The organism is Microbacterium sp. CJ77, assembly GCF_002911615.1.
GTDB lineage: Bacteria > Actinomycetota > Actinomycetes > Actinomycetales > Microbacteriaceae > Microbacterium.
The window spans coordinates 125,558-147,491 of the sequence record NZ_PQBR01000007.1 but is presented as its reverse complement, the minus strand read 5'-3'; the positions used below and the strand labels follow the sequence as shown (position 1 = coordinate 147,491).

General features: G+C 66.8%; 21 protein-coding genes and 1 pseudogene. 12 read left to right on the top strand and 10 right to left on the bottom strand.

Features of this window, described 5'->3' with window-relative positions; genetic code table 11:
- Nucleotides 1-16: 16 nt before the first annotated feature.
- The 6 genes from C2868_RS06590 to C2868_RS06560 all read left to right on the top strand — a co-directional run bounded on the left by C2868_RS06590 (nt 17) and on the right by C2868_RS06560 (nt 6,109).
- On the top strand, nt 17-868 hold the full coding sequence (locus C2868_RS06590; RefSeq protein ID WP_232711178.1) for a TIGR02391 family protein: 852 nt from the start codon (nt 17-19) through the stop codon (nt 866-868).
- Nucleotides 865-2,595: a P-loop NTPase fold protein gene (locus C2868_RS06585; RefSeq protein WP_064862408.1), complete on the top strand. Its 1,731-nt coding sequence runs from the start codon at nt 865-867 to the stop codon at nt 2,593-2,595. Before C2868_RS06590 ends, C2868_RS06585 begins: the two co-directional genes overlap by 4 nt.
- A gap of 412 nt (nt 2,596-3,007) precedes the next feature.
- Nucleotides 3,008-3,430 (top strand): hypothetical protein, encoded by a 423-nt coding sequence (locus C2868_RS06575; protein ID WP_146048014.1) that lies wholly within the window; start codon nt 3,008-3,010, stop codon nt 3,428-3,430.
- Nucleotides 3,427-4,701 (top strand): hypothetical protein, encoded by a 1,275-nt coding sequence (locus C2868_RS06570; RefSeq protein WP_064862410.1) that lies wholly within the window; start codon nt 3,427-3,429, stop codon nt 4,699-4,701. Before C2868_RS06575 ends, C2868_RS06570 begins: the two co-directional genes overlap by 4 nt.
- Complete coding sequence (locus C2868_RS06565; protein ID WP_064862411.1) at nt 4,698-5,456, top strand: TatD family hydrolase; 759 nt, start codon at nt 4,698-4,700, stop codon at nt 5,454-5,456. The genes C2868_RS06570 and C2868_RS06565 overlap by 4 nt, the downstream gene beginning before the upstream one ends.
- Before the next feature lie 290 nt (nt 5,457-5,746).
- On the top strand, nt 5,747-6,109 hold the full coding sequence (locus C2868_RS06560) for a hypothetical protein (protein ID WP_064862412.1): 363 nt from the start codon (nt 5,747-5,749) through the stop codon (nt 6,107-6,109).
- Between the two features lie 36 nt (nt 6,110-6,145).
- Here the strand turns inward: C2868_RS06560 and C2868_RS06555 are convergent, their stop codons facing one another.
- Nucleotides 6,146-7,129: a DNA-processing protein DprA gene (locus C2868_RS06555; RefSeq protein WP_082933605.1), complete on the bottom strand. Its 984-nt coding sequence runs from the start codon at nt 7,127-7,129 to the stop codon at nt 6,146-6,148.
- Between the two features lie 76 nt (nt 7,130-7,205).
- The gene (locus C2868_RS06550; protein WP_232212129.1) at nt 7,206-7,535 is read right to left on the bottom strand and encodes a hypothetical protein; all 330 of its coding nucleotides are present in this window, start codon (nt 7,533-7,535) and stop codon (nt 7,206-7,208) included.
- Nucleotides 7,536-7,669: 134 nt separating this feature from the next.
- On the opposite strand from C2868_RS06550, the gene C2868_RS06545 reads away from it, so the two are divergent.
- From C2868_RS06545 to C2868_RS06535, 3 genes are read left to right on the top strand one after another with little or no spacing between them, the layout of a single operon-like run.
- A complete protein-coding gene (locus C2868_RS06545) occupies nt 7,670-8,020 on the top strand; it encodes a metallopeptidase family protein (RefSeq protein ID WP_100810828.1) in 351 nt (116 codons plus the stop codon).
- Nucleotides 8,011-8,316, top strand: coding sequence for an ATP-dependent Clp protease adapter ClpS (gene clpS, locus C2868_RS06540; protein ID WP_232711234.1), 306 nt, complete (start codon nt 8,011-8,013; stop codon nt 8,314-8,316). The genes C2868_RS06545 and clpS overlap by 10 nt, the downstream gene beginning before the upstream one ends.
- Nucleotides 8,313-8,843 carry a DUF2017 family protein gene (locus tag C2868_RS06535; protein WP_100810830.1) on the top strand — a complete coding sequence of 177 codons (531 nt, stop codon included), beginning with the start codon at nt 8,313-8,315 and terminating at the stop codon, nt 8,841-8,843. Before clpS ends, C2868_RS06535 begins: the two co-directional genes overlap by 4 nt.
- Nucleotides 8,844-8,902: 59 nt before the next feature.
- Here the strand turns inward: C2868_RS06535 and C2868_RS06530 are convergent, their stop codons facing one another.
- From C2868_RS06530 to dinB, 3 genes are read right to left on the bottom strand one after another with little or no spacing between them, the layout of a single operon-like run.
- Nucleotides 8,903-9,505, bottom strand: coding sequence for a hypothetical protein (locus C2868_RS06530; protein WP_100810831.1), 603 nt, complete (start codon nt 9,503-9,505; stop codon nt 8,903-8,905).
- A complete protein-coding gene (locus C2868_RS06525; protein ID WP_100810832.1) occupies nt 9,480-9,800 on the bottom strand; it encodes a hypothetical protein in 321 nt (106 codons plus the stop codon). Before C2868_RS06525 ends, C2868_RS06530 begins: the two co-directional genes overlap by 26 nt.
- A 52-nt stretch (nt 9,801-9,852) precedes the next feature.
- The gene (gene dinB / locus C2868_RS06520; protein WP_100810833.1) at nt 9,853-11,112 is read right to left on the bottom strand and encodes a DNA polymerase IV; all 1,260 of its coding nucleotides are present in this window, start codon (nt 11,110-11,112) and stop codon (nt 9,853-9,855) included.
- A 130-nt stretch (nt 11,113-11,242) separates the two neighbouring features.
- Between dinB and C2868_RS06515 the strand changes: the two genes are divergently transcribed.
- Complete coding sequence (locus C2868_RS06515) at nt 11,243-11,848, top strand: DUF2202 domain-containing protein (protein WP_157813912.1); 606 nt, start codon at nt 11,243-11,245, stop codon at nt 11,846-11,848.
- A gap of 3 nt (nt 11,849-11,851) precedes the next feature.
- On the opposite strand, the gene gatB is transcribed toward C2868_RS06515, so the two are convergent.
- From gatB to gatC, 3 genes are read right to left on the bottom strand one after another with little or no spacing between them, the layout of a single operon-like run.
- Nucleotides 11,852-13,354 (bottom strand): Asp-tRNA(Asn)/Glu-tRNA(Gln) amidotransferase subunit GatB, encoded by a 1,503-nt coding sequence (gatB, locus tag C2868_RS06510; protein ID WP_100810835.1) that lies wholly within the window; start codon nt 13,352-13,354, stop codon nt 11,852-11,854.
- Nucleotides 13,354-14,877, bottom strand: a complete 1,524-nt coding sequence (gene gatA, locus C2868_RS06505; protein ID WP_100810836.1) for an Asp-tRNA(Asn)/Glu-tRNA(Gln) amidotransferase subunit GatA — start codon at nt 14,875-14,877, stop codon at nt 13,354-13,356. The genes gatB and gatA overlap by 1 nt, the downstream gene beginning before the upstream one ends.
- A complete protein-coding gene (gatC, locus tag C2868_RS06500) occupies nt 14,874-15,173 on the bottom strand; it encodes an Asp-tRNA(Asn)/Glu-tRNA(Gln) amidotransferase subunit GatC (RefSeq protein WP_100810837.1) in 300 nt (99 codons plus the stop codon). Before gatC ends, gatA begins: the two co-directional genes overlap by 4 nt.
- 202 nt (nt 15,174-15,375) lie before the next feature.
- Here gatC and C2868_RS06495 point away from each other — a divergent pair, with 202 nt between their 5' ends.
- Together C2868_RS06495 and C2868_RS06490 are read left to right on the top strand one after the other, a co-directional pair.
- The gene (locus C2868_RS06495; protein ID WP_100810838.1) at nt 15,376-17,079 is read left to right on the top strand and encodes a long-chain-fatty-acid--CoA ligase; all 1,704 of its coding nucleotides are present in this window, start codon (nt 15,376-15,378) and stop codon (nt 17,077-17,079) included.
- Nucleotides 17,080-17,173: 94 nt separating this feature from the next.
- Nucleotides 17,174-18,106: pseudogene (locus C2868_RS06490) on the top strand (IS481 family transposase); the annotation flags it as partial.
- Between the two features lie 43 nt (nt 18,107-18,149).
- On the opposite strand, the gene ligA reads toward C2868_RS06490, so the two are convergent.
- Together ligA and mnmA are read right to left on the bottom strand one after the other, a co-directional pair.
- Nucleotides 18,150-20,405: an NAD-dependent DNA ligase LigA gene (gene ligA / locus C2868_RS06485; RefSeq protein WP_232711235.1), complete on the bottom strand. Its 2,256-nt coding sequence runs from the start codon at nt 20,403-20,405 to the stop codon at nt 18,150-18,152.
- A 353-nt stretch (nt 20,406-20,758) separates the two neighbouring features.
- Nucleotides 20,759-21,892 (bottom strand): tRNA 2-thiouridine(34) synthase MnmA, encoded by a 1,134-nt coding sequence (gene mnmA, locus C2868_RS06480; RefSeq protein ID WP_103663088.1) that lies wholly within the window; start codon nt 21,890-21,892, stop codon nt 20,759-20,761.
- Nucleotides 21,893-21,934: the final 42 nt, after the last annotated feature.

Sequence of the window (21,934 nt, the reverse complement as noted above, 5' to 3'; positions counted from 1 at the left end):
AGAACAGGGACGCTCGGTGACGACCACCACTCAGAGACCCAAGAAGATACCGCCGTTCCCCACGGAGATGGTCAAGGGCGTGTGTGATGTGCTCGCGCAGACGGACTTTCCTGGCCTCACAGGTTCAGAGATCGACTCCCTTCTTCGCATGGTTCGAGTCGATCAGCGGGAGACTGGCGCGAACAAGCGCGAGAGTCTGTACGTCACTCTGCACAATGTTCAGGCCCGACAGCAGGCAGGCAACGTTGTCGGTGCCTTCATCGCCAGGGCCATGAGTCCAGGCAGGTACGTGACTCAGCCGAACCGGTTCAACGATCTGCGCGATCGGCTCAATGAGTTCCTCGTGTTCTATGGCTATTCGATCAACGAGACCGGCAAGCTCGTGACGGGGAAGAAGGCATCCACAATCGAGGAAGGGGCAGCGCTCGCGGGGCGTCTTCAGACCGAGCTGAAGCGTCGCGGCTGTCACTCCGAACTGCTCCGCTATTGCGATGAGGAACTTGTCAATCGCTCGCTGTTCCACGCGATGTCTGAGGCGTCGAAGAGCATCCCGGCCAGGGTCCGGGCGATAACAGGGCTCGCCGGCGACGGCGCAACGCTCTACGACGGGGTGTTCGGCACCAATCGCGAACGACCCATCTGGTCGATCAATGGTCACGGATCGGAATCCGAGATCAGTGCGCACCGAGGATTTAAGAACCTGCTGGTAGGCATCCACGGGCACTTTCGAAACCCGCGAGCGCACTCCAACAGAATCCTGATTGACGAAGAGCTCGCTGACTTCTACGACGCCTTCTCCTTCTTCTCCTATGTCCATCGTCAACTCGACGCCGTGAAGCGGCTGACCAGCGAGGAGCCAACGCCATGACTGACTCCGCGACACTGCGGCTCTGGGACGACAACCCTAGCCTCGACGACTTCCTCGGATTTGACGCTGTCGTCGACCCAATCGTGAAGGCGATCGGTACGGCCAACGTCGATCCGCTCGCGATCGGCGTTCACAGCCCCTGGGGCGGCGGCAAGTCCACGGTGCTCAATCTTCTAGAGAGTCGCTTGGAAGCCGCGGGGCGGTACGTCGTCATACGAACGGACCCTTGGCAGTACGACAACCACGATGACGTACGCGGCTCACTGATTGCCGAAGTGCTCGACCAACTTGGGGCCGCATTCCAAGCGGATAGCACCGTGAAGGATCGCGTCGCGGACCTCCTGAAGCGCATCAGCTGGACCCGCGTTGGGCTCGCCCTTGGCAAGGGCGCCCTCACCATGCAGTGGAAACCGGACGAGTTGATTGACGCGTTCACCCCGAAGGCACGCTCGGATGACAAGTCCATGAGCGGATTCAAGGACTCCTTCGGCAAGCTCATAGGCGGGCTACCAGACGTTGATCGAGTAGTCGTGATGGTTGACGATCTGGACCGTTGCCTGCCTCCTGCCGTCATGGCAACACTCGAAGGAATCAAGCTGTTCCTCGCTGTGCCCAAGATGGTGTTCGTCGTGGCTGCCGACCAAGAGATGGTCCGGGACTCCATCGCGGTCAGCCTCGGCGAGACCAACCGCAGCGGGGCTTTTGCCACCCGCTATCTAGAGAAGATCGTTCAACTTCCAGTGACCCTACCGAGGTTGGCAACAGCCGACGCCGAGGCATACATCGGCCTGCTGCTCACTCAAACCGAGGGAGCAACCCCAGACGAGATCGAAGCACTCGCAAACCACTGTTCCAGTCGCCGTCAACTGGGTCTATCGCCGCTGCTGGGAGACCTTGGCAAGCTAAGCCCGAAGCCGAGCGAGGAGAGCCTGAGCTTGGCTGCCCAGTTGGCCGAAGGGCTGTCCGCCGACCGATTGGCCAACCCTCGTCAGATCAAGCGCTTCCTCAACGCCTTCGGGGTGCGGTCGATGGTGGCTCACTCCCGGAAGGTCTCCATCGCTCCCGCAGTTCTCATGAAGATGTTGCTACTGGAGGACCTCCACCGATCCTCCTTCGAGACGTTGGCCGCAACTCCGAGACCTGAGAGGACTGCGCTACTTACCGCATGGGAAGGGTGGGCGCACGGTGAAGACGGTGTGACCCGCCCAGACAAAATCGGCGAAGACACCCACCACTGGGCGGCGAGCGAACCATCGCTCGCGGAGCTTGACCTAAGCCTCTACCTGGACCTCGCCGCATCGCTCCTAAACGTCCGCGCTGGCGAGGACACAAGTGACACAGTGATCCGTCTCGTCACGGACCTCCTTGGCACGGGTACCGCAGCTCGCGAAGCAGCACTCGTCGAGCTGACTGCGCTCGGTGAAGCCGAACAGCGAGCAGCGATGGAGCTGAGCCTCAGGCAAGGCCGACGACTCGACGACCTCGACGTCTTGTTCGAGATGACAATCCAGTGGGCCGACAAGACACCCAGCCTCGTCGAACTCGTCATCGAGGCCGCCGGCGAACTACTCCGTCGGCTGACCACGGGAACGGTAGTCAACATGAACGGCGCCACACTGAAAGCTCAGTACCAGCCGATCCTCCAACGACTTGCCACCGAAGACGGCATAGACGACATGGTGGCACAAGCGGCCAAGATGGAGATAGAGAGCACCAATGGGCACTAACGGAGCGTTTGGCGGGAGTGGCGCCGCCGCTTGGGATCAGGTACGTGACGAATGGACCTCATTGGGGGGCCAGTCCACTGATGCACCGAGTAATGACGCCCCGGGAATCGATGGCGACCCGGCTTACGACGCACTCCTCTCTGCAATCGCTGGAGCTCTGATTGGCGAGGACCCCGATGCGCGCCGTCCCTCTGTCCCGTCGTTCGCACTGTCGGATACCCTGCCGCGTCGCGGTGGTGGCCGAGGAGGCGGCGGGGGCTCGTCAGGCGGCGGGGGTGCTTCAGGAGGTGGCGGCTCATCGGGTGGTGGGCGCCGGGTCACGGCACAGGCAGCTCGGGGCGGCAGCGCTATCGGTGCCGCAACGGCGTACCGAGATCGCGACTCCGCAACGCTCGCTGGCTACGGACTGACGTTGGAGGAGTTGGACGCGCTGTCACCGCGAATGCGGTGCGCGCGGATTCTCGATGTCGCGATCGGGCAGGCCGGGCACCCAGATGAGCAAGCGATGCGCCAGGCGTCTCTGGAACAGATCAAAGTCCTGCTCGCAAGCGGCCCCGAGTCCAGCAATCTCTCAGGGCTTGAGGCGATCCGCAACTTCATAGGTGAACTGACCGTCCGACTCGGTTTGATAGAACTACGAGACCAGATACTCGCTAACTCCGTTACGGCAAAGCAGGCGCACCAGCGCGAAACAGGACTTCGACAGTGGGTCAAAGCCAAGGTCAACAAGCTCGACCTCGGCAGCTACGGCACCGTCACGACGCGAGACTTCCACCAAGTCGCACGCCAGATGAGCGCCGACGTGCTGCGACTCCTGAAAGGCGAGCGATCGTGACAGCATCCGGGGCCTATGTCGTTAGGGCTCAAGGCGACAAGAAGTCACGGCTCCAGGGATACGACACCCTCAAGTGGCCAACCGCGCCCGGCCACACGAAGTCCGTCGTGTCAGACCTCGCTTGGAACCTCGCACCTCTGCAAGACGTTGCCCCCGCAGTGGCGGACCTTGTCCACATCGCCGCCGGCGCATACATGGCCGATCGCAGCACCAGGCGCGGAGCCCGCTTCAGCCGAGACATCGCGCTCCACGTTACGGTCGTGGCCCCAGAACTGTGGACCGAGGAGCTCCTCGACACGACCTCGGAGCTTCTAGGCTGGCTTACCGGCGACACCTGGAACCTAACCGTGGCCGGAGGAGCCGAGGTCGACTTCGAGGAGACCCTGAAGGTCGGCGAGAACGGCTCGGTTGCGCTCTTGAGCGGCGGGCTGGACTCGTTCCTCGGTGCGATCCAACTGCTGATGTCGGGCGCCGAGACGATCTTCGTTGGGCACAAGGACAGCGCCACGTCGATCCGCGGTGCGCAGTCCACTGTCGGAACCTGGCTGGGCCAGTCTTTCGCTCCTGCACCGTCCTACACGCGAGTCCAACTCGCACAAGCAATCAGGCGCCGTGAGCCGAGCAGTCGCAGCAGGGCCTTCATGTTTCTGAGCCTGGGCGTCGCTGTCGCGAGCAGCCTTGGTTCACGGAGCTTGATTATCCCCGAGAACGGCTACACAGGAATCAATCTGCCACTGAGACCCAATCGAGGCGGCGCCTTGTCAACCCGCTCCACCCATCCCGAGACGTTCAGGCGCGTCGCAGAGATTCTGACCGCACTGAACATCGACGTCACCGTCACGAACCCGTTCGAATGGATGACGAAGGGCGAAATGATGCAGAGCATCCGTGGCCTCCGCCCACCGTCCGGCTGGCAGGAGACTGCAGCCGCCACGCTCTCGTGTAGCAAGCTCGGCGGCAACTGGTTCGGAGGATCGCCCAATCTCAACTGCGGTCTCTGCGTGCCTTGCATGGTGCGCCGCGCAACGTTCATCAAGGCCGAGGTTCCGGACAAGACTCAGTACCTCTGTCACGCGATATCCGGAACCCACCTCGCCGAACTCATTGACGCCCGACGGGGCGATATCGAGGCCGTCCGATATGCAATCGAGGCTGGAGCGGACGCGGACGCAATCGACTCCGGAACCTGGCCACCCGACTACGATCTCGATCGCGTTGAGGGCCTTGTTCAGCGGGGACTGGATGAGCTCGCGATGTTGGAGCTCCCATGAGCAATCGCCAAGACCGACTCCCGACTCTGGACTGCCATGCCCACGTCGCACCAGACGTGACTCACAGCCAACTCGCCACTCTCGGTCACTCTCACGTCTTCGCGGTTACCCGCAGTCTCTCCGAGGCACGACTTGTCATGAACCGCGACGACCGCGGTCTTACCTGGGGTATCGGCGTCCACCCAGCGGTCGCGACTGCGCGTGCGGAGTACAACCCAGAAGTGTTTCGTCAGCTCCTTCCTCGGTTTGCGCTTGTGGGAGAGGTCGGTCTGGACCGTCGCGGCGCTCGCGACGAGCAAGAGCAAATACTCAGTGACGTCCTCGACGCCTGCGACGGCAAGCCAGTCATGATCTCCATCCACTCCACCGGGCGCACACGCGAAGTCCTCGACCTGGTGAAGCAACGCGCCCATCCCGGCGTCATTCTCCACTGGTTTCTTGGTACGTCTAGCGAGTTGACTGAGGCAATGAGACTTGGGACCTACTTCTCGGTGAACAGCGCGATGAGTGACGCTCTGCTAACGGCTATGCCTCGTGACCGAGTGCTGCCCGAGACCGACTTCCCGGCACGGCAGGTACGTGCGCGGACACCCGGTGAGACGACCGCATTGGAGAAACGCCTTGCTACCCTGTGGCGGGCTTCGAACCAGGAAACTCGCCATCAGCTTTGGACGAATCTGAAGCGCCTCGCTGTCGTGACCGGCGCTATCGACGTAGTGTCCGAGTCGCTAGCCGACACCCTTCTGACCGTCTGAGGCGAGGGCCTACCGGGGCTCCACTACCGCAGGGTCGGAGTCGTGACAGCGCCCTCCGCGCGCTCCCGGCGCTCAACGAAGCCGCCACCTCTCAGCACGCCGCAGGGGCTGAAGGCTTCCCACATGCGGGTCGCGCCCGGGCCCTTCGGAGCCTTCCAAATGTCGACACCTCGGCGTACCCTGGAAGGCGAGGCGGATTTCTCCTTACCTTTGGGCCGCTCGCGGCAGACCTTCGGGTCACTCTCCACGCACCGTCTCGACAATGACTCGCGTGTTGAGAGGAGCCCATCATGATCCGCCTACTGTGGACGGCCAGCGCCGAGGTTCGCTACTTCCTGCGCCGCTACATGCCGAGCAATGTCCTGCTCGACCTGATCCGCACCCGGAAGGGACTGAAGTGGGGCGTGCCAGCGATGCTTCTTGCCGGCCCCTACCTGGCCGTCGCCTTCTGGTGCACCACGCTCATCGAGAGTGGCGGCCCGGGGTGGCTCCACCTCGTAGTCCTGCTCTGCATCTGGAACGCTCTCAAGATGCTGGCCATCGGCCCTGTGAGCGTCGTTCTCCTCACGAAAGCTCGCGCCCGTGCGTACCGCGCGCAGCGGCAGGAACGCTCCGATATGACACTGCGCGAACTCACTCGAAGCCCTCGCTGAGTTCAAGTGCCAGGCGGCCTGTGCCGACCCGGCGCGCTACAGCGTGCGCGTCGGAGCAGGCGAAGGTGGGCGGACCTGCTCCATGTCGAGTCGCTCTCGTGACACCTGGCCTGGTCCAACCAGACTCGCGAGGTCCGAAGTATCCGCCACCAGGGACGCTATGCCATCGCGCAGCAAACGATGCGGCCCAACGCTCGCGGCACTCGTGACCGGGCCAGGGACGGCTCCGACACGTCGGCCGAGTTCGGCGGCTCGCTGGGCAACCACAAGTGAACCTGACCGACCGCCTGCCTCGACGATGACCGTCGCAGAGGACAGCGCAGCCATCAGCCGGGCGCGGGCGATGACCCGGTGCCGAGACGGAACGGCGCCGGGCGGAACCTCGCTTGCAAGAAGACCGACATCAGCGACGCGATCAAGCAGGTCGCGATGGCCGACGGGGTACGGACGATCGACTCCGTTGGCGAGGATGGCGATCGTGTCGCCACCCGCCGCGAGGGCTGCCAGATGTGACGCGCCTTCGATCCCGTAGGCGCCTCCCGCAACGACAACTCGTTCGTCTGCGGCAACGGAACTGGCGAGTTCCCGAGCTACGTAGTCGCCGTAGGACGTGCATGCCCGAGCGCCGGCGATCGTGACGAAATCGCTCATCGGACGGGAGAGGAAGGATGACGCGCCGCGAGTCCACAGCAGGTAGGGCGCAACTTCACCAAGATCGTCGACGGCGGTAGGCCAGTCGCTATCGCCTGGGACGAGTGCTCGAACTCCCGATTGCTGCACCTGGTCGATACGCGCGGCGAGTTCCTTCGCGTCTGGCACGCTGAGGTGGTCGCGCCAGACCTGCGCGTCCACAGGGCTCAGCCCGACTACTGCACCGTCGTGTTCAGCGAGCCAAAGCGTTTCAACTGCGCCGAGCCGGGCCAAGATGCGTCCTGTCACCGGGTCATTGGGCTCGACGAGCATCGACAGCACCATCCTCGCAGTGCGCTCATCGCTCGCGACATCACTCAAGCTGGCCATCATCGGTTCCTCTCGGCGCTCGTTACCGACGAGGTGCGCAGAGCGCTACCGACGGATCAGCAACTCGGAACCGCAGCTAGGAGTCATCGCTCGCTTCGTCCACGATGAGTCCGGCCTCGACCAGCGCCGCACGTACGGCCTTACGATCCACGCCCATCCGGCGACCGATCGCGCGCATCGAGACGCCCGCTCGGGCGAGTCGCACCGCCTCCGCCTTCTCGTCGATCCCCAGCCCCGGGCGGCGGCTAGGCACGTTGCGGCGACGCAGGTGCGCGAACACCGTGGCGCGATGGATGCCATACCTCTCGGCGAGTGCCTTGACGCTCATCCCTGCCAGGTAGTCGCCGACGAGCGCGTCCACCTCAGCGGCGGTGAGGAAAGTTTGAGCCGTCTCGACAGTCCTCACAACGGGGCCACGATCGTCCTTCGGAGCGGTATCCTGGGGGCGTCGAGAGACCTCGTAGACCCCACGGTCTAGGCGGTTGACCAGGGTCTTTGTCTTGGGGGCGGAGTTGCCGAACGTACTACTCAGGCACCCCAATGATTGATCTGAATGCCGAGGCGTTCGAGGCGCTGGTCGTCTCAGAACTCGATGCGCTCCCCGACGAGATGGTCGAGGGGCTCGACAATGTCGTCTTCGTGGTGGAGGACCGCCCCGAGGACGGCACTCTCGATCTGCTCGGACTGTACGACGGCACGTCACTCACCGAGCGGGACCGCTACGGGATCGGCGAGTTGCCCGATCGCATCATCGTCTATCGCGAGCCCCACCTCGCGGCCTGCGAGAACGAAGACGAGCTTCGCGACGAGGTGCATACGACCCTCGTGCATGAGATCGCCCACTTCTACGGCATCGATGATGAGCGTCTGCACGAATTGGGCTGGGCATGATGTCGACCGCCCTCCCCGACATCGACCGAGACGTGCGGCAAGAGCAGAACCCCCAGCATCCGGCCGTCTGGCAGACCGTCGTCTGGAACGACCCGGTCAACCTGATGAGCTACGTCGTGCACGTGTTCCGGACCTACTTCGGCTTTTCGGTCGATCGCGCTACCGCACTCATGATGGATGTCCACGAACGTGGACACGCGATCGTGGCCGAGGGCCCACGCGAGCAGATGGAGTTGCACGCGCAGGCGATGCACGACTACGGCCTGTGGGCCACCGTTCGGAGGGTTCCCCAATGACCGACAATGCGCTCATTCTGACGATCTCGCGCCTCGAGGCTCAGCAACTCGCCGACCTCGTCGCCCAGTTCTCGGAGTTGCTCGAGCCCCACGCCGTCGCGGATGCCGAGGCGTCCGACGCGGCCGATGATCCGGCGCTCGCCCGCCTGGCGCCTAACCCCTACCCCGACGACGAAGAGGCCGCTGCCGAGTTCCACGACGCGACGCGCCACGATCTGCTCGAGCGCCGCCAGCACGACGCCCTTCGGGTGCTGGCCGACCTGGCGCCGTCGTTCGCCTCCGGCGACCCGCACGCGCTCCATCCGACCATCGCCCCGCAGGACGACACGATCGATCTCGCGATCGAGGGTGACGCCGGGTGGGCCTGGATGCGTACTCTCACCGCCATTCGGCTCGTGATCGCCACACGACTCGGCGTAGTGGGCGACGACGACGACCACGATCCGAACGATGACCGCTTCGCCGTGTACGACTGGATCGGCTTCCGCCTGGACGGGATCGTCCGCGCTCTCGAGACCGCCGACTGACGGACCGCGGAGTGCTCGTTACGGGATGACCGCCCGCCATGCTCTCGCGGAGCGGTCGCTCAGGGCATCGAGACGATGAGCGTCGCCCGCCCCTCGGGATCGTCCGCGAGGATGTGCGCACGCTCCTGAGCCGCCCACCGGTCCCAGTGGGGTCGGTAGGTATCACCGTCGCGTTGCAGTGCGCGTCGCTTGCGGGCCTCGACAGGGGCGTCGACCCAGACGGCGATATCGCACAGACGCCGTGTCTGGGCGGTGATGATGCCCGAGCCCTCGACGATGAGCGGGAGCGATGGATCGACCGCGTGCGCCTCGGCCGGCGCATCCATCTCCCAGTCATGGCGACGCCACACACCCATCAGCCCTCGGGCGTGGGGCACGAGGATGTCCTGGCGTGCGATCTCGACCCCGGACCCGAGGCCGTCCCACCCGGGATAGATGGAATCGAGCGCCACCAGTTGCACTCGACCCGCGGATGGCCACTGCCGCACGAGTGCCGCCGCCAAGCGCGACTTCCCTGCACCGCTCTGACCATCGATGAGCACGACGGGGTTGAGGGCGTCGAGGCCGCGCACGTCGCGCACGATGCGCGCGACCGCGGCTTCGGACGCCGCGACGAGAGGGTCGTCCGGCGTCTGCCTACTTCTTGAGGGCGCGGATGACACGGCTGAGCGCCCGGCCGGCGACCCACAAGAAGGGGATACCGACGCCGAGCAGCGCGATGATGTTCGGCTCGAAACGCAGGTCGTCACCCCGGCGGATGTACGCGCCGAAGGGCATCGAGTAGCCGCCACCGCCGCCACCCTCGTTGCCCTTCTCGTCCGACCCGCCGCCGAAGCCGTGCCACGTCGCGGCGACGGGGATGATACGCACGCCGTCGACGTCCTGCTGATCGCCGTAGGCGCTGCTGACGCCGAAGTGAACGGACTGCTTGGCGAGCTCCTGTGCAATGTTGGGCATCCCCCCACGCTAGCGCGCGATCCCGTCAGTGACGAGAGGTTTGCGGATGCGATCAGTCGTGGGACGCGGGTGGACGGGGGTGCGACGGAAGGGCCGTCGGCCGCTCCGACCGGCCGACGAAGGTGGCACGCATGACGGCGGCGCCGCCGAATCGCGCGGACGCCGCATCGAGGGTGTCTTCGAGCTTTCGACGATCTTCGTCGTCATCCCACAACGACTGCCCTCGCGCCGCTGGACGGAGGTTCTCGGCGCGCACACCGAGCAGGCGAATCGGTTGCCGTGCGTCGATCGAGGTGAAGAGATCACGCGCCTCGTCACCGATTCGCTGACCGACGTCCGTCGGTTCGGACAGTGTGCGAGACCTGCTGATCGTCGTGAAATCCGCAAAGCGGACCTTGATCGCCACGGTCGCGGCGTCCCATCCCCCCGCGCGCAGCCGCCGGGCAACGCGATCGGACAGGCGCAGGAGTTCGGAACGGAGGAATGCGGGGTCCGAGACATCCTCGTGAAAGGTCTCTTCGTGGCCGATACTCTTCTCGACCCGGGTCGTGGACACTTCGCGGGGATCGATCCCTCGAGCCAACTGTGCGAGCCGCTCGCCCGAAGCAGCGCCCACGATCCGATCGAGGACGTCGCGCGGGGTCTCGACGATGTCGGCGATCGTGCGGATGCCTCGCGCCTCGAGCGCCTCGGCGGACTTGGGACCGACACCCCACATGGCGCGCACCGACCGCGGTCCCAGGAAGGCCGCTGTCTCTGCCGCCGGGACGATCAGCATGCCATCGGGCTTGCTGATGGTCGACGCCATCTTCGCGACGTGCTTGGTCGCGGCGACCCCGACGCTGCAGGTCAGGCCCGTCTGTTCCTTGACGCGCTGGCGCAGCATCCGGGCGATCTCGCCGGGGCTCCCCCAGAGTCGTCGGGCGCCGCGGACGTCGAGGAACGCCTCGTCGATCGACAGCGGCTCCACGAGCGGTGTGACGTCGTGGAAGATCCGCATGACATCCGCCGAGAGCGCGAGGTAGCGGTCGAAATGCGGCGGGACGACGATCGCGCGGGGGCACAGGCGCAGCGCCTGTGAAACGGGCATCGCGGATCGGACACCGAAACGGCGTGCCTCGTACGAAGCGCTCGAGACGACCGACCGCCCCTCGGGCGCGCCGATGATGATGGGCTTGCCGCGCAGCGCGGGATTGTCGAGCACCTCGACTGCTGCATAGAACGCGTCCATATCGACATGCAGGATTCCCGTGCCCGAGTCGTCGGCGTCGTCGGCGGAGACGATCCGCCCGCTCCCGTCGCCGCGTCCCATGCTCCCATTCTCGCCTGGGGCACCGACACTCGCTCGCCTGCTTGGCGTTCTCACCGTTTCCATAGGCCCTGAAGAGACAACCATCACGCGCCGTACATACCCTCGGGGGTATTGCAACGGAGGTAATGAGATGAACACCGGACCCACCCGAACGCGGTCGCTGACGACACTCGCCCTGTCGTTCGTCGCCCTGTCCACCCTCGTCCTGGCGGGCTGCTCAGCAGACGACACCGCGGCAGAAGGGACGGTCGCAGCGACCCAGGAGCGCGTCGAGTGTGCCGCGCAGGACACCGCGCCCAGCGAACCGACAGATCCGGCCGCGTCGGCCGAATCACGGCTGCCGTACCTGATCGAAGAAGAGAAGCTCGCACACGACGTGTACACCGCGCTCGGCGAGATGTGGGACGTCAGGGTCTTCTCCAACATCGCCGCATCCGAGACCACTCACGAGGGTGCGGTCGCCGAAATCCTCCCCGCATACGATCTCGCGGACCCTCGTACCGACGAGCTCGCAGTCTTCACCGACGCATCGCTCCAGGCGATGTACGACGACCTGATCGCCCTCGGATCGCGGTCGCTGGCGGACGCGATCCAGGTGGGCATCACGATCGAGAAGACCGACATCGCCGACCTCTCCGCCACGATCCCCGGAGCGCCCGCTGACATCGCCGCCCTGCTGAAACGGCTGCTCACCGCCTCCGAGAACCACCTGGCCGCCTTCGAGCGGCAGGCATGATCGCTACAGCTGGGCGGCGCGCTCCAGGACCAGTTCGCGCACGCGGGCCGCGTCGGCCTGACCGCGCATGGCCTTCATGACCGCGCCGATCACCGCACCGGCCGCCTGAACCTTGCCGTCGCGAATCTTCTCCAGAACATCGGGCTGCGCCTTCAGCGCCTCGTCGATGGCGGCGATCAGGGCGCCGTCGTCCGAGACGACGGCCAGGCCACGCGCGTCCACGACCTCTTGCGGGCCCCCCTCCCCCGCGATGACGCCCTCGAGCACCTGGCGCGCAAGTTTGTCATTGAGGGTTCCGGCATCCACGAGAGCCTGCACGGCCGCGACATCCGCGGGTGCGATCAGATCGGATGCCTCTCGCCCGGCGACGTTCGCGAGACGCGTGATCTCGCCCGTCCACCACTTGCGTGCCGCGGTCGGCGAAGCGCCGGCCTCGATGGTCGCGGCGACCTCGGCAAGAAGACCGTTGTTGGCAACATCCTGGAACTCGAGGTCCGTGAAGCCCCACTCGGCCTTCAGCCGACGGCGCCGAGCGGGCGGAGCCTCGGGCAGCGCGGCACGCAGCTCTTCGATCAGCTCGGGCGCGGGCACCACGGGAAGCAGATCGGGCTCCGGGAAGTAGCGGTAGTCGTCGGCATCCGACTTCGGACGACCGGGCGACGTCGTGCCGGTGTCTTCGTGCCAGTGTCGCGTCTCCTGCCTGATCGTGCCGCCCGAGGCGAGGATCGCGGCCTGACGCTGGATCTCGTACCGAACGGCACGCTCGACCGAGCGCATCGAGTTGACGTTCTTCGTCTCGGTGCGCGTGCCGAGCTTCTCTTGACCGCGCGGGCGCAGCGACACGTTCGCGTCGCAGCGGAGGTTGCCGCGCTCCATCTTCGCGTCCGAGATATCGAGCGCCAGCACGATGTCGCGGATCGTCTGCACGTACGCCTTGGCGATCTCGGGCGCGCGGTGCTCCGCCCCGTAGATCGGCTTGGTCACGATCTCGACGAGCGGGACGCCCGCGCGGTTGTAGTCGACGAGCGAATACTCGGCACCCTGGATGCGTCCGGTCGCGCCCCCGACGTGGGTGAGCTTGCCCGCATCCTCTTCCATGTGCGCGCGTTCGATCGGCACGACGACCTCGGTACCGTCCTCGAGCTCGACGGTCACGCTGCCCTCGAAGGCGATCGGCTCGTCGTACTGCGAGATCTGGTAGTTCTTGCCCAGATCGGGGTAGAAGTAGTTCTTGCGCGCGAAGCGGCTCGATGGAGCGATCTGGCAGCCGAGGGCGAGACCCAGGCTGATCGAGTAGCGGACGGCCTGCTCGTTCACGACCGGCAGCGAACCGGGCAGTCCCAGGTCGACCGGTGCCAGGTCGGTGTTCGCGGGGCGACCGAACGAGTTCGGTGCGGTCGAGAACATCTTGGTCGCGGTGTTGAGTTCGACGTGCACCTCGAAGCCCAGTACGGGCTCGAACAGTTCGAGAGCCTTGTCGAAGTCCATCAGCGGGGCCTTGGCCATCAGGAAACCCCTCCTCGGGTGGTGAGCGCGGGCGCCCGATCGAGCAACGGTCCGCCCCAGGCATCCTCGAGCAGCGCCTCGAGCGCCGCGCCGACGCGGTACAGACGCGCGTCCTCGCGGACGGGCGCGAGGAACTGGATGCCGACGGGCAGGCCGTCTTCTTCTGCCAAGCCCGACGGGATCGAGATGCCGGGCACACCGGCGAGGTTCGCCGGAATGGTCGTGACGTCGTTCAGATACATCTGCAACGGGTCGTCGACGCGTTCCCCGAGGCGGAACGCGGTCGTCGGGGCCGACGGGGTCGCGATCACGTCGACGGTGCCGAACGCCGCGTCGAAGTCGCGCTGAATCAGCGTGCGGACCTTCTGCGCCGAGCCGTAGTATGCGTCGTAGTACCCCGCCGAGAGCGCATAGGTGCCGAGAATGATGCGGCGCTTGACCTCATCGCCGAAGCCCGCCTCGCGGGTCGCGGCCATGACATCCTCGACCGTCGAGTTGGCGTGCGGGGTGACCCGCATGCCGAAGCGGACCGAGTCGAACTTGGCCAGGTTGCTGGACGCCTCGGCCGGCAGGATCAGGTAGTAGGCGGCCACACCGTACTCGAAGTGCGGGGCGCTGATCTCGACGATCTCGGCCCCGTTCGCCTCGAGCAGCGCGAGCGATGCGCGGAAGGATTCCGAGACACCTGCCTGGAATCCGCTGTCGGGCAACTCGCGGACCACGCCGACGCGCAAACCCTTGAGAACGTCACCGCGGGCGCCGCTGCGAGCGGCCTCGGCGAACGACGGCCAGACATCCGTCAGCGAGGTGGAGTCACGGTGGTCGTGCCCACCGATGACGTCGTGGAGCAGGCCCGCGTCGAGCACCGAGCGCGTGACGGGACCGACCTGGTCGAGGCTCGAGGCGAGGGCGATCGCGCCATACCGGCTGACCCCGCCGTACGTCGGCTTCACGCCCACGGTGCCGGTGAGGTGTGCGGGCTGGCGGATGGAGCCGCCCGTGTCCGAGCCGAGCGCGAGAGGCGCCTCGAACGCCGCGACGGCCGCGGCGGACCCGCCACCCGAGCCGCCCGGAACGCGCTCGAGATCCCACGGGTTGTGCGTCGGCCCGTAGGCGGAGTGCTCGGTCGACGACCCCATGGCGAACTCGTCCATGTTGGTCTTGCCGAGCGGCACGAGTCCCGCGGCGCGCGACCGCGCGACGACGGTGGCATCGAAGGGTGACATGTAGCCCTCGAGGATGCGCGAGCCGCTGGTCGAGGGCATGTCCGTCGTGACGAGCACGTCCTTGATCGCGAGGGGCACACCGGCGAGGGGGCCGAGCTCCTCACCCGCCGCGCGGCGGCGGTCGATGTCGGCGGCAACGTCCAGGGCGTGATCGCTGACGTGGAGGAACGCGTGAACGTCACCGTCGACGGCGGCGATCCGATCGAGGTGTGCGCGGGTCGCGTCGACGCTCGAGACCTCGCCCTTCGCGAGGGCGTCGGCCAGCGCCGCGGCGCTCAGCCGCGTGAGATCGCTCACTGCTCCTCCCCCATGATCGCGGTCACGCGAAAACGCCCGTCTGCTGCATCCGGGGCATTCTGGAGGGCCTGCTCGAGGGTCAGCGTCTCGCTGACGACGTCGGGACGGAAGACGTTCTCGAGGGGAACGGGGTGACTCGTCGCGGGGACGTCCGGGGTGGCGACCTGCGACACCTTGGCGATGTTGTCGACGATGACGTCGAGTTCGCCCGTGAGGCGGTCCACCTCCTCGTCTGTCAGCTGGATCCGGGCGAGCACGCCCAGATGGCGCACGAGTTCGGGGGTGATTTCAGACACTGCCCCATTCTAGGCGTCGGGCCTGCCGCTCCCCTGCGCCTGCGCTAGTACCGGTGCCCTGACCCCGCATCCCCCAGCGAAACACCCATCCCGCGGCAAAAACACCCCGCGCCACAGGGTATCGCGCCGCACATGGGGTGTGTCGCCGGACCGCACCGCGCGGCCCACCCGATCGACGCACGCACCGCAATAGGCTGGCGACGTGACGACGACATATGAGCCGCCCAGGCCGTGGATCCAGAGCTACGCCGACGGAGTCCCGCACGACCTCGAACCCGTATCGGGCTCGCTCGTCGACATCGTCGAGGCGTCCGCACGGGACTATCCGGATGCTCCGGCCCTGCAGTTCTTCGGACGCACCACGTCCTACCGGGAGCTGCAGCAGCAGATCGAGCGCGCCGCCGCGGGACTCCGCGCCCGGGGCGTGAAGCGGGGCGACCCCGTCGCGATCGTGCTGCCGAACTGCCCGCAGCACATCGTCGCGTTCTACGCCGTACTGCGCCTCGGCGCGGTCGTCGTCGAGCACAACCCGTTGTACACACCGCGCGAGCTGCGCAAACAGTTCGAAGACCACGGCGCGGTGCACACCATCGCCTGGAACAAGGTCGTCCAGACCCTGCAGGAGTTTCCCGCCGACCTGGAGCAGCAGACCATCGTCTCGGTCGATGTGACGCGCGCGATGCCTGCGCGCACCCGGATCGCTCTCAGGCTTCCGATCAGCAAGGCACGCGAGGCACGCGAGGCGCTCACGACACGTGTTCGCGGCACGGTGCCGTGGGAGACCCTCGTGTCGGCCGATCCGCTGCCCTCGACCGTCCCGAAGCCCGAAACCGACGACCTCGCGATCATCCAGTACACGAGCGGCACCACGGGGACCCCGAAGGGCGCCTCGCTCACGCACCGCAACCTGCTCTCGAATGCCGCGCAGTCGCGCGCGTGGGTCCCGTCGATCCGACGCGGAGAGGGATGCGTCGTCTACGCCGTCCTGCCGATGTTCCACGCCTACGGTCTGACCCTGTGCCTGACATTCGCGATGTCGATGGGCGCGCGGCTCGTCCTGTTCCCGCGCTTCGATCCCGACATGGTGCTGGCCGTCACCAAGAAGCATCCGGCCACCTTCCTGCCGCTCGTGCCGCCGATTGCGGAGCGTCTGTTGAAGGCCGCCCTCGAGAAGGGCGTCTCACTCGCCGGCACCGAGGTCGCGATCTCGGGCGCGATGGCCCTGCCCCATGAGCTCGTCGTGCCCTTCGAGGCAGCCTCCGGCGGGTACCTCGTCGAAGGATACGGGCTGAGCGAGTGCTCCCCCGTGCTCATGGCCAACCCGGTGGCCGACAACCGCGTCCCGGGCACGGTCGGCCTCCCGCTCCCGGGCACCGAGTGCCGGGTCGTCGACCCGGACGAACCCACGCGCGATGTGCCCGCCGGTGAGCGCGGCGAACTGCTCGTGCGCGGACCGCAGGTCTTCTCGGGCTACTACGGCAAGCCCGAAGAGACCGGCAGAGTGTTCGTCGACGGATGGTTTCGCACCGGCGACATCGTGACGATCGACGAGGCGGGGTTCGTCCGCATCGTCGACCGGATCAAGGAGCTCATCATCACGGGCGGCTTCAACGTGGCGCCGACCGAGGTGGAGATCGCGCTGCGTCAGCACCCCGATGTGGAGGATGCGGCCGTCGTCGGGTTGCCGAACGAGCGCTCGGGGGAAGAGGTCGTCGCCGCCATCGTGCCCGTCGCGGGCGCGACAATCGACGAGGAATCCGTGCGCGAGTTCGCGCGCGGCATCTTGACGCCCTACAAAGTGCCGCGCCGGATCTTCGTCGTCGACGAGCTGCCCAAGTCCCTGATCGGCAAGGTGCTCCGCCGACAGGTGCGCGAGTCGCTCCTGAAGCTGAACGCGGGGCGCTAGATGTACCGACCCGGATCGTTGTTGACGTAGGAGAGACCTCCGGGGTCGAGTTGGAGCTGTCTAGTTCTTCAGCTCGAACCCACGGAGGTCTCTCTTGTCTCACGCTAATGCCCGGCTGACTCCGGCCGGCCGGTTGATCATGGTCCAGCGCATCCAGTCGGGGCGTGCGGTCGCGCATGTCGCGGCGGAGATGGGCATCTCCCGCACGACCGCGTGGCGGTGGTGGCGGCGGTTCCGGGAGGCGGGCGTCGCGGGACTGCAGGAGCGTTCCAGCGTCGCTCACACCCATCCGCACCAGACGGGACCCTGCCAGGAGACGCGAGTGAGGATCATGCGTGAACTGACCCGTCGCGGCCCGGTCTTCATCGGCGCACGGCTGGGGATGCACGCGTCCGTGGTCGGTCGGGTGCTGCGCCGCCATCATGTTCCGCTGCTGCGGGACCTCGACCCGGTCACCGGCGTCGTGATCAAGGCAACCCGGCGGTCCGCGAACCGCTACGAGCACGCCCATCCCGGGTCGCTGATCCACATCGACGTGAAGAAGCTCGGCCGGATCCCCGACGGCGGCGGATGGCGCGCTCACGGTCGCAGCGAAAAGGTCCGCGGCCGCGGGATCGGCTACGACTACATCCACACCGCGATCGATGACCACTCCCGCGTCGCTTACGCCGAGACCCATGACGATGAGAGGGGCGTCACCGCTGCCGGGTTCCTCGAACGGGCGATCGCGTTCTACGCCACCCTCGGCGTCACGGTCGAACGCGTCATCAGCGACAACGCGTTCGCCTACCGAAAGTCTGCAGCATTCCACCGCGTGATCGACGCGCACCACATCACGCAGAAGTTCATCAAGCCACACTGCCCCTGGACCAATGGGAAAGTCGAGCGCCTGAACCGCACCCTCACCACCGAGTGGGCCTACGCCCGCCCCTTCACCTCGAACGCCGAACGCCGCGCCGCCTTGCGGGCCTGGCTCGACTACTACAACCTAGACAGAGCCCACCTCGGCATCGGAGGCCGAACCCCATCGACCGAATCACCAACGGTCGAGGTCAGTACAGCTAGACCCGCTACCCCGCGTCGGGATCGAGCGCGTCGAGCGCCGCCGGCCCCTGCGTCACCAGCAGCCGGAACTGCTCGGCGTCGATGATGCGCACGCCCAGCTCCTCGGCCTTGCCGAGCTTCGAGCCCGCACCCGGACCCGCGGCGACGAAGTCGGTCTTCTTCGAAACGCTCGAGGCGGACTTTCCTCCGGCCGCGATGATCGCCTCTTGCGCGCCCTCGCGGGTGTAACCCTCGAGCGACCCCGTCGCGACGACGGTGATGCCCTCGAGTACCCCGCCCGCCGCGACCGCGGCGCCGGGACCGGGGTGACCCGGCGTGGCGAACTGGGCGCCTGCGGCCGCCCACCGCTCGACGATCTCCTGGTGCCAGTCGACCTCGAACCAGTCGATCAGTGCGTCCGCGATGATGTCGCCGACGCCCTCGACGGCAGCGAGCTCTTCGTGCGAGGCCGCACGGATCTCGTCGACCGAGCCGAACCACTGCGCCAGTGCACGCGCTGCGACGGGACCGACGTGACGGATGTTGAACGCCACGAGGAAGCGCCACAGATCTTTCGACTTCGCTTTCTGCAGCTCCTCGAGAAGCGTGATCGCCTGAGCGGATGGCTGAGGCCCGGTGAGTCCCTGCTTCTTCTCGGCGGGAGAGGGATTGCGGCGGAACGGCGCGCGGCGGACCCGCTTCCCCGTTCTCTCGTCGACGCGCGGCTCGCCCGTCTCGGCATCCCGGACGATCACCTCGATCGGCACGAGCTGCTCGAGGGTGAGGTCGAACAGGGCCGCCTCGGTCTCCAGAGGTGGGGTTCTCGGCTTCGACGGCTGCGTGAGCGCGGCGGCCGTCACCTCACCGAGCGCCTCGATGTCGAGCGCCCCCCGTGATCCGATGTGCTCCACCCGGCCGCGGACCTGCGCGGGGCAGGCCCGGGTGTTGGGGCAGCGCAGATCGACGTCACCCTCCTTCGCCGGGGCGAGCGGCCAGCCGCACTCGGGGCACTCCCGGGGCATCACGAACGCGCGCTCCGACCCGTCGCGAAGTTCGACGACGGGCCCGAGCACCTCGGGGATGACGTCGCCCGCCTTCCGCAGAACGACGGTGTCACCGATCAGAACACCCTTCGCGCGGACGACATCCTGATTGTGGAGCGTCGCCTGACGCACGACGGATCCCGCCACGCGGACGGGGGCCATCACCGCGAACGGGGTCGCCCGGCCCGTGCGTCCGACCGAGACGACGATGTCGAGCAGTTTCGTATTGACCTGTTCGGGCGGGTACTTGTAGGCGATCGCCCAGCGCGGCGCGCGGCTCGTGGCGCCGAGCTCGTCATGCAGCGCGAGTTCGTCTACCTTCACGACGATGCCGTCGATCTCATGCTCGACGTCGTGGCGGTGTTCGCCGTAGTGCTCGACGAAGGCCGTCACCCCGTCGATCGAATCCGTCGTCCGGAAATAGGGGCTCACGGGAAGCCCCCACTCCTTCAGCAGGCCGTAGATCTCGCTCTGGGAGCCGACGGGCGGGCTGGCCCACGCCCCGATGCCGTGCACGAAGAGGCGAAGAGAGTCCAGGCGTGCCTGACCCGCCTCGAGTTCGAGTCCGTCTTTCTTGTCGAGTTGCTGACGAAGTCCGCCGCTGGCCGCGTTGCGCGGATTGGCGAAGGAGGGAAACCGCCGTTCCGCGCTGACGAGTGCCTTCTCTTCGTCGAAGGCGCGCGAACGCGCGCGTGTCTCTTCGACCGCGCGATCACGCATCTCGGCCTGCAACGCGTTGAGTGCCGCGAAAGCAGCGACCGGGATGAAGACCTCACCGCGGACTTCGACGAGGGGCGGATGCCCGGTGCCCGCGAGACGCATCGGGATGCCGTGCACCCGCACGGCGTTGAACGTCACATCCTCGCCGACGCGCCCATCGCCGCGTGTGGCCGCCGACGTCAGGACGCCGTTCTCGTAGCGCAGGCTGACCGCCAGGCCGTCGATCTTCAGCTCGGTCAGCCATCTCACCGCACGACCGGCCCCCGCCTGTGCCTTCGCACACCACTCGCGGAGCTCGTCCAGCGAGAAGACGTTGTCGAGGCTCAGCATCCGCTCGGCATGTTCGACCGGCGCGAACTGCGTCCCCTGCGCGGCTCCGATCGTCAGGGTCGGCGAATCCTGGCCCTGCAGTTCGGGGTACAGCCGCTCGATCTCCTCGAGCCGACGCATCCAGGCGTCATACGTCGCGTCATCGACGAGTTCCGCATCCCGTCCGTAGTACGCGTCGCGCGCCCCCATGATCCGCTCGGTGAGGTCTCGCGACGCGTCACGCGCCTGCTCGAGGGTCAGATCGGGAAGCTCGGATGCTTCGGGCTGCTCGGAGATATCGGATGCCACCGGTTCAGTTTAGGTTCGGCCCCCGACATCCGTCCTCCGCCCGGCGCGACCCGCCCGTCTCGCGTCCCGTCCCGCCAGACCACCCCAGCCCGCGCTCCGCGAGCGGTCGCGATACGACGTCACACGGCGACGTCACACGGCGAATCGCGACCGTTCGCGGCGTCTCGGGTGCCCGGGCCACACGACGGCTACGGTTCGCGGCATCCGCGCGATCGATCGAAGGAGCGGATGCGAGAATGCGCAGCCGAAGCGGGTCAGACGCCCGCGGGGACCGCCGAAACCGTTCGGTCGATCGTGAACTGCCCGAGCACGCGTGTACCGCTGTACAGCACAGCGGTCTGGCCGGGAGCGACGCCGTCGAGCGGCACATCCGGATGCACGACGAGACGCGGCATCGGCTCGCCGTCGATCTCGTCCCCCTCGACGAAGCTCAGGGTCGCGGGCACAGGGTCGGCATGGGCGCGGATCTGCACATGGCAGGCCAGATCCGACCCGACGGACAACGCCGCGGATCCCGCCCAGGTGAACCGTGCGCCGGAGATCTCGCCGATCGCCAGCGCCTCGCGCGGCCCGACGACGACCGTGTTGGACACGGGACGCACCTCGAGCACGAACCGGGGCTTGCCGTCGGCCGCGGGCACACCGAGTGCGAGGCCGCGCCGCTGCCCGACCGTGAACGCATGAGCGCCCTCGTGCGCGCCGACGACGGCACCGGATGCGTCGACGATGTCGCCGGGCGCCGCGCCGACGCGGTCGGCCAGCCAGCCGCGCGTGTCGCCGTCGGGGATGAAGCAGATGTCGTGGCTATCGGGCTTCTGCGCCACGGTCAGCCCGCGCGCCTCGGCCTCGGCCCGCACGAGCGCCTTCGAGGGGGTCTCACCCAGCGGGAAGAGCGTGTGCGGCAGTTGCTCCGCCGTCAGCACGCCCAGCACGTAGGACTGATCCTTCGCGGCGTCGCTCGCGCGGTGCAGCTCGAGTTCACCGGATGCCCCGGTCCGAACGATCGCGTAGTGACCCGTGACCACGGCGTCGAAACCCAGGTCGAGCGCCTTCTCCAGTACCGCGGCGAACTTGATCCGTTCGTTGCAGCGCATGCACGGGTTCGGCGTGCGACCCGCGGCGTACTCGTTGACGAAGTCCTCGATGACGTCGTCGCGAAAGCGCTCCGAGAAGTCCCAGACGTAGAAGGGGATGCCGAGACGGTCGGCCGCGCGACGGGCGTCCATCGCGTCCTCGATCGTGCAGCATCCGCGACTCCCCGCGCGCAGCGTCCCCCCGGCGCGCGAGAGGGCGAGGTGAACGCCCGTGACGTCGTGTCCGGCATCGACGGCGCGCGCGGTGGCCACCGCGGAGTCGACACCACCGCTCATCGCCGCGAGAACACGCATTCGTCGATTCTACGCGGGCCTCCTGTGCGCGGGCCGCTCCGC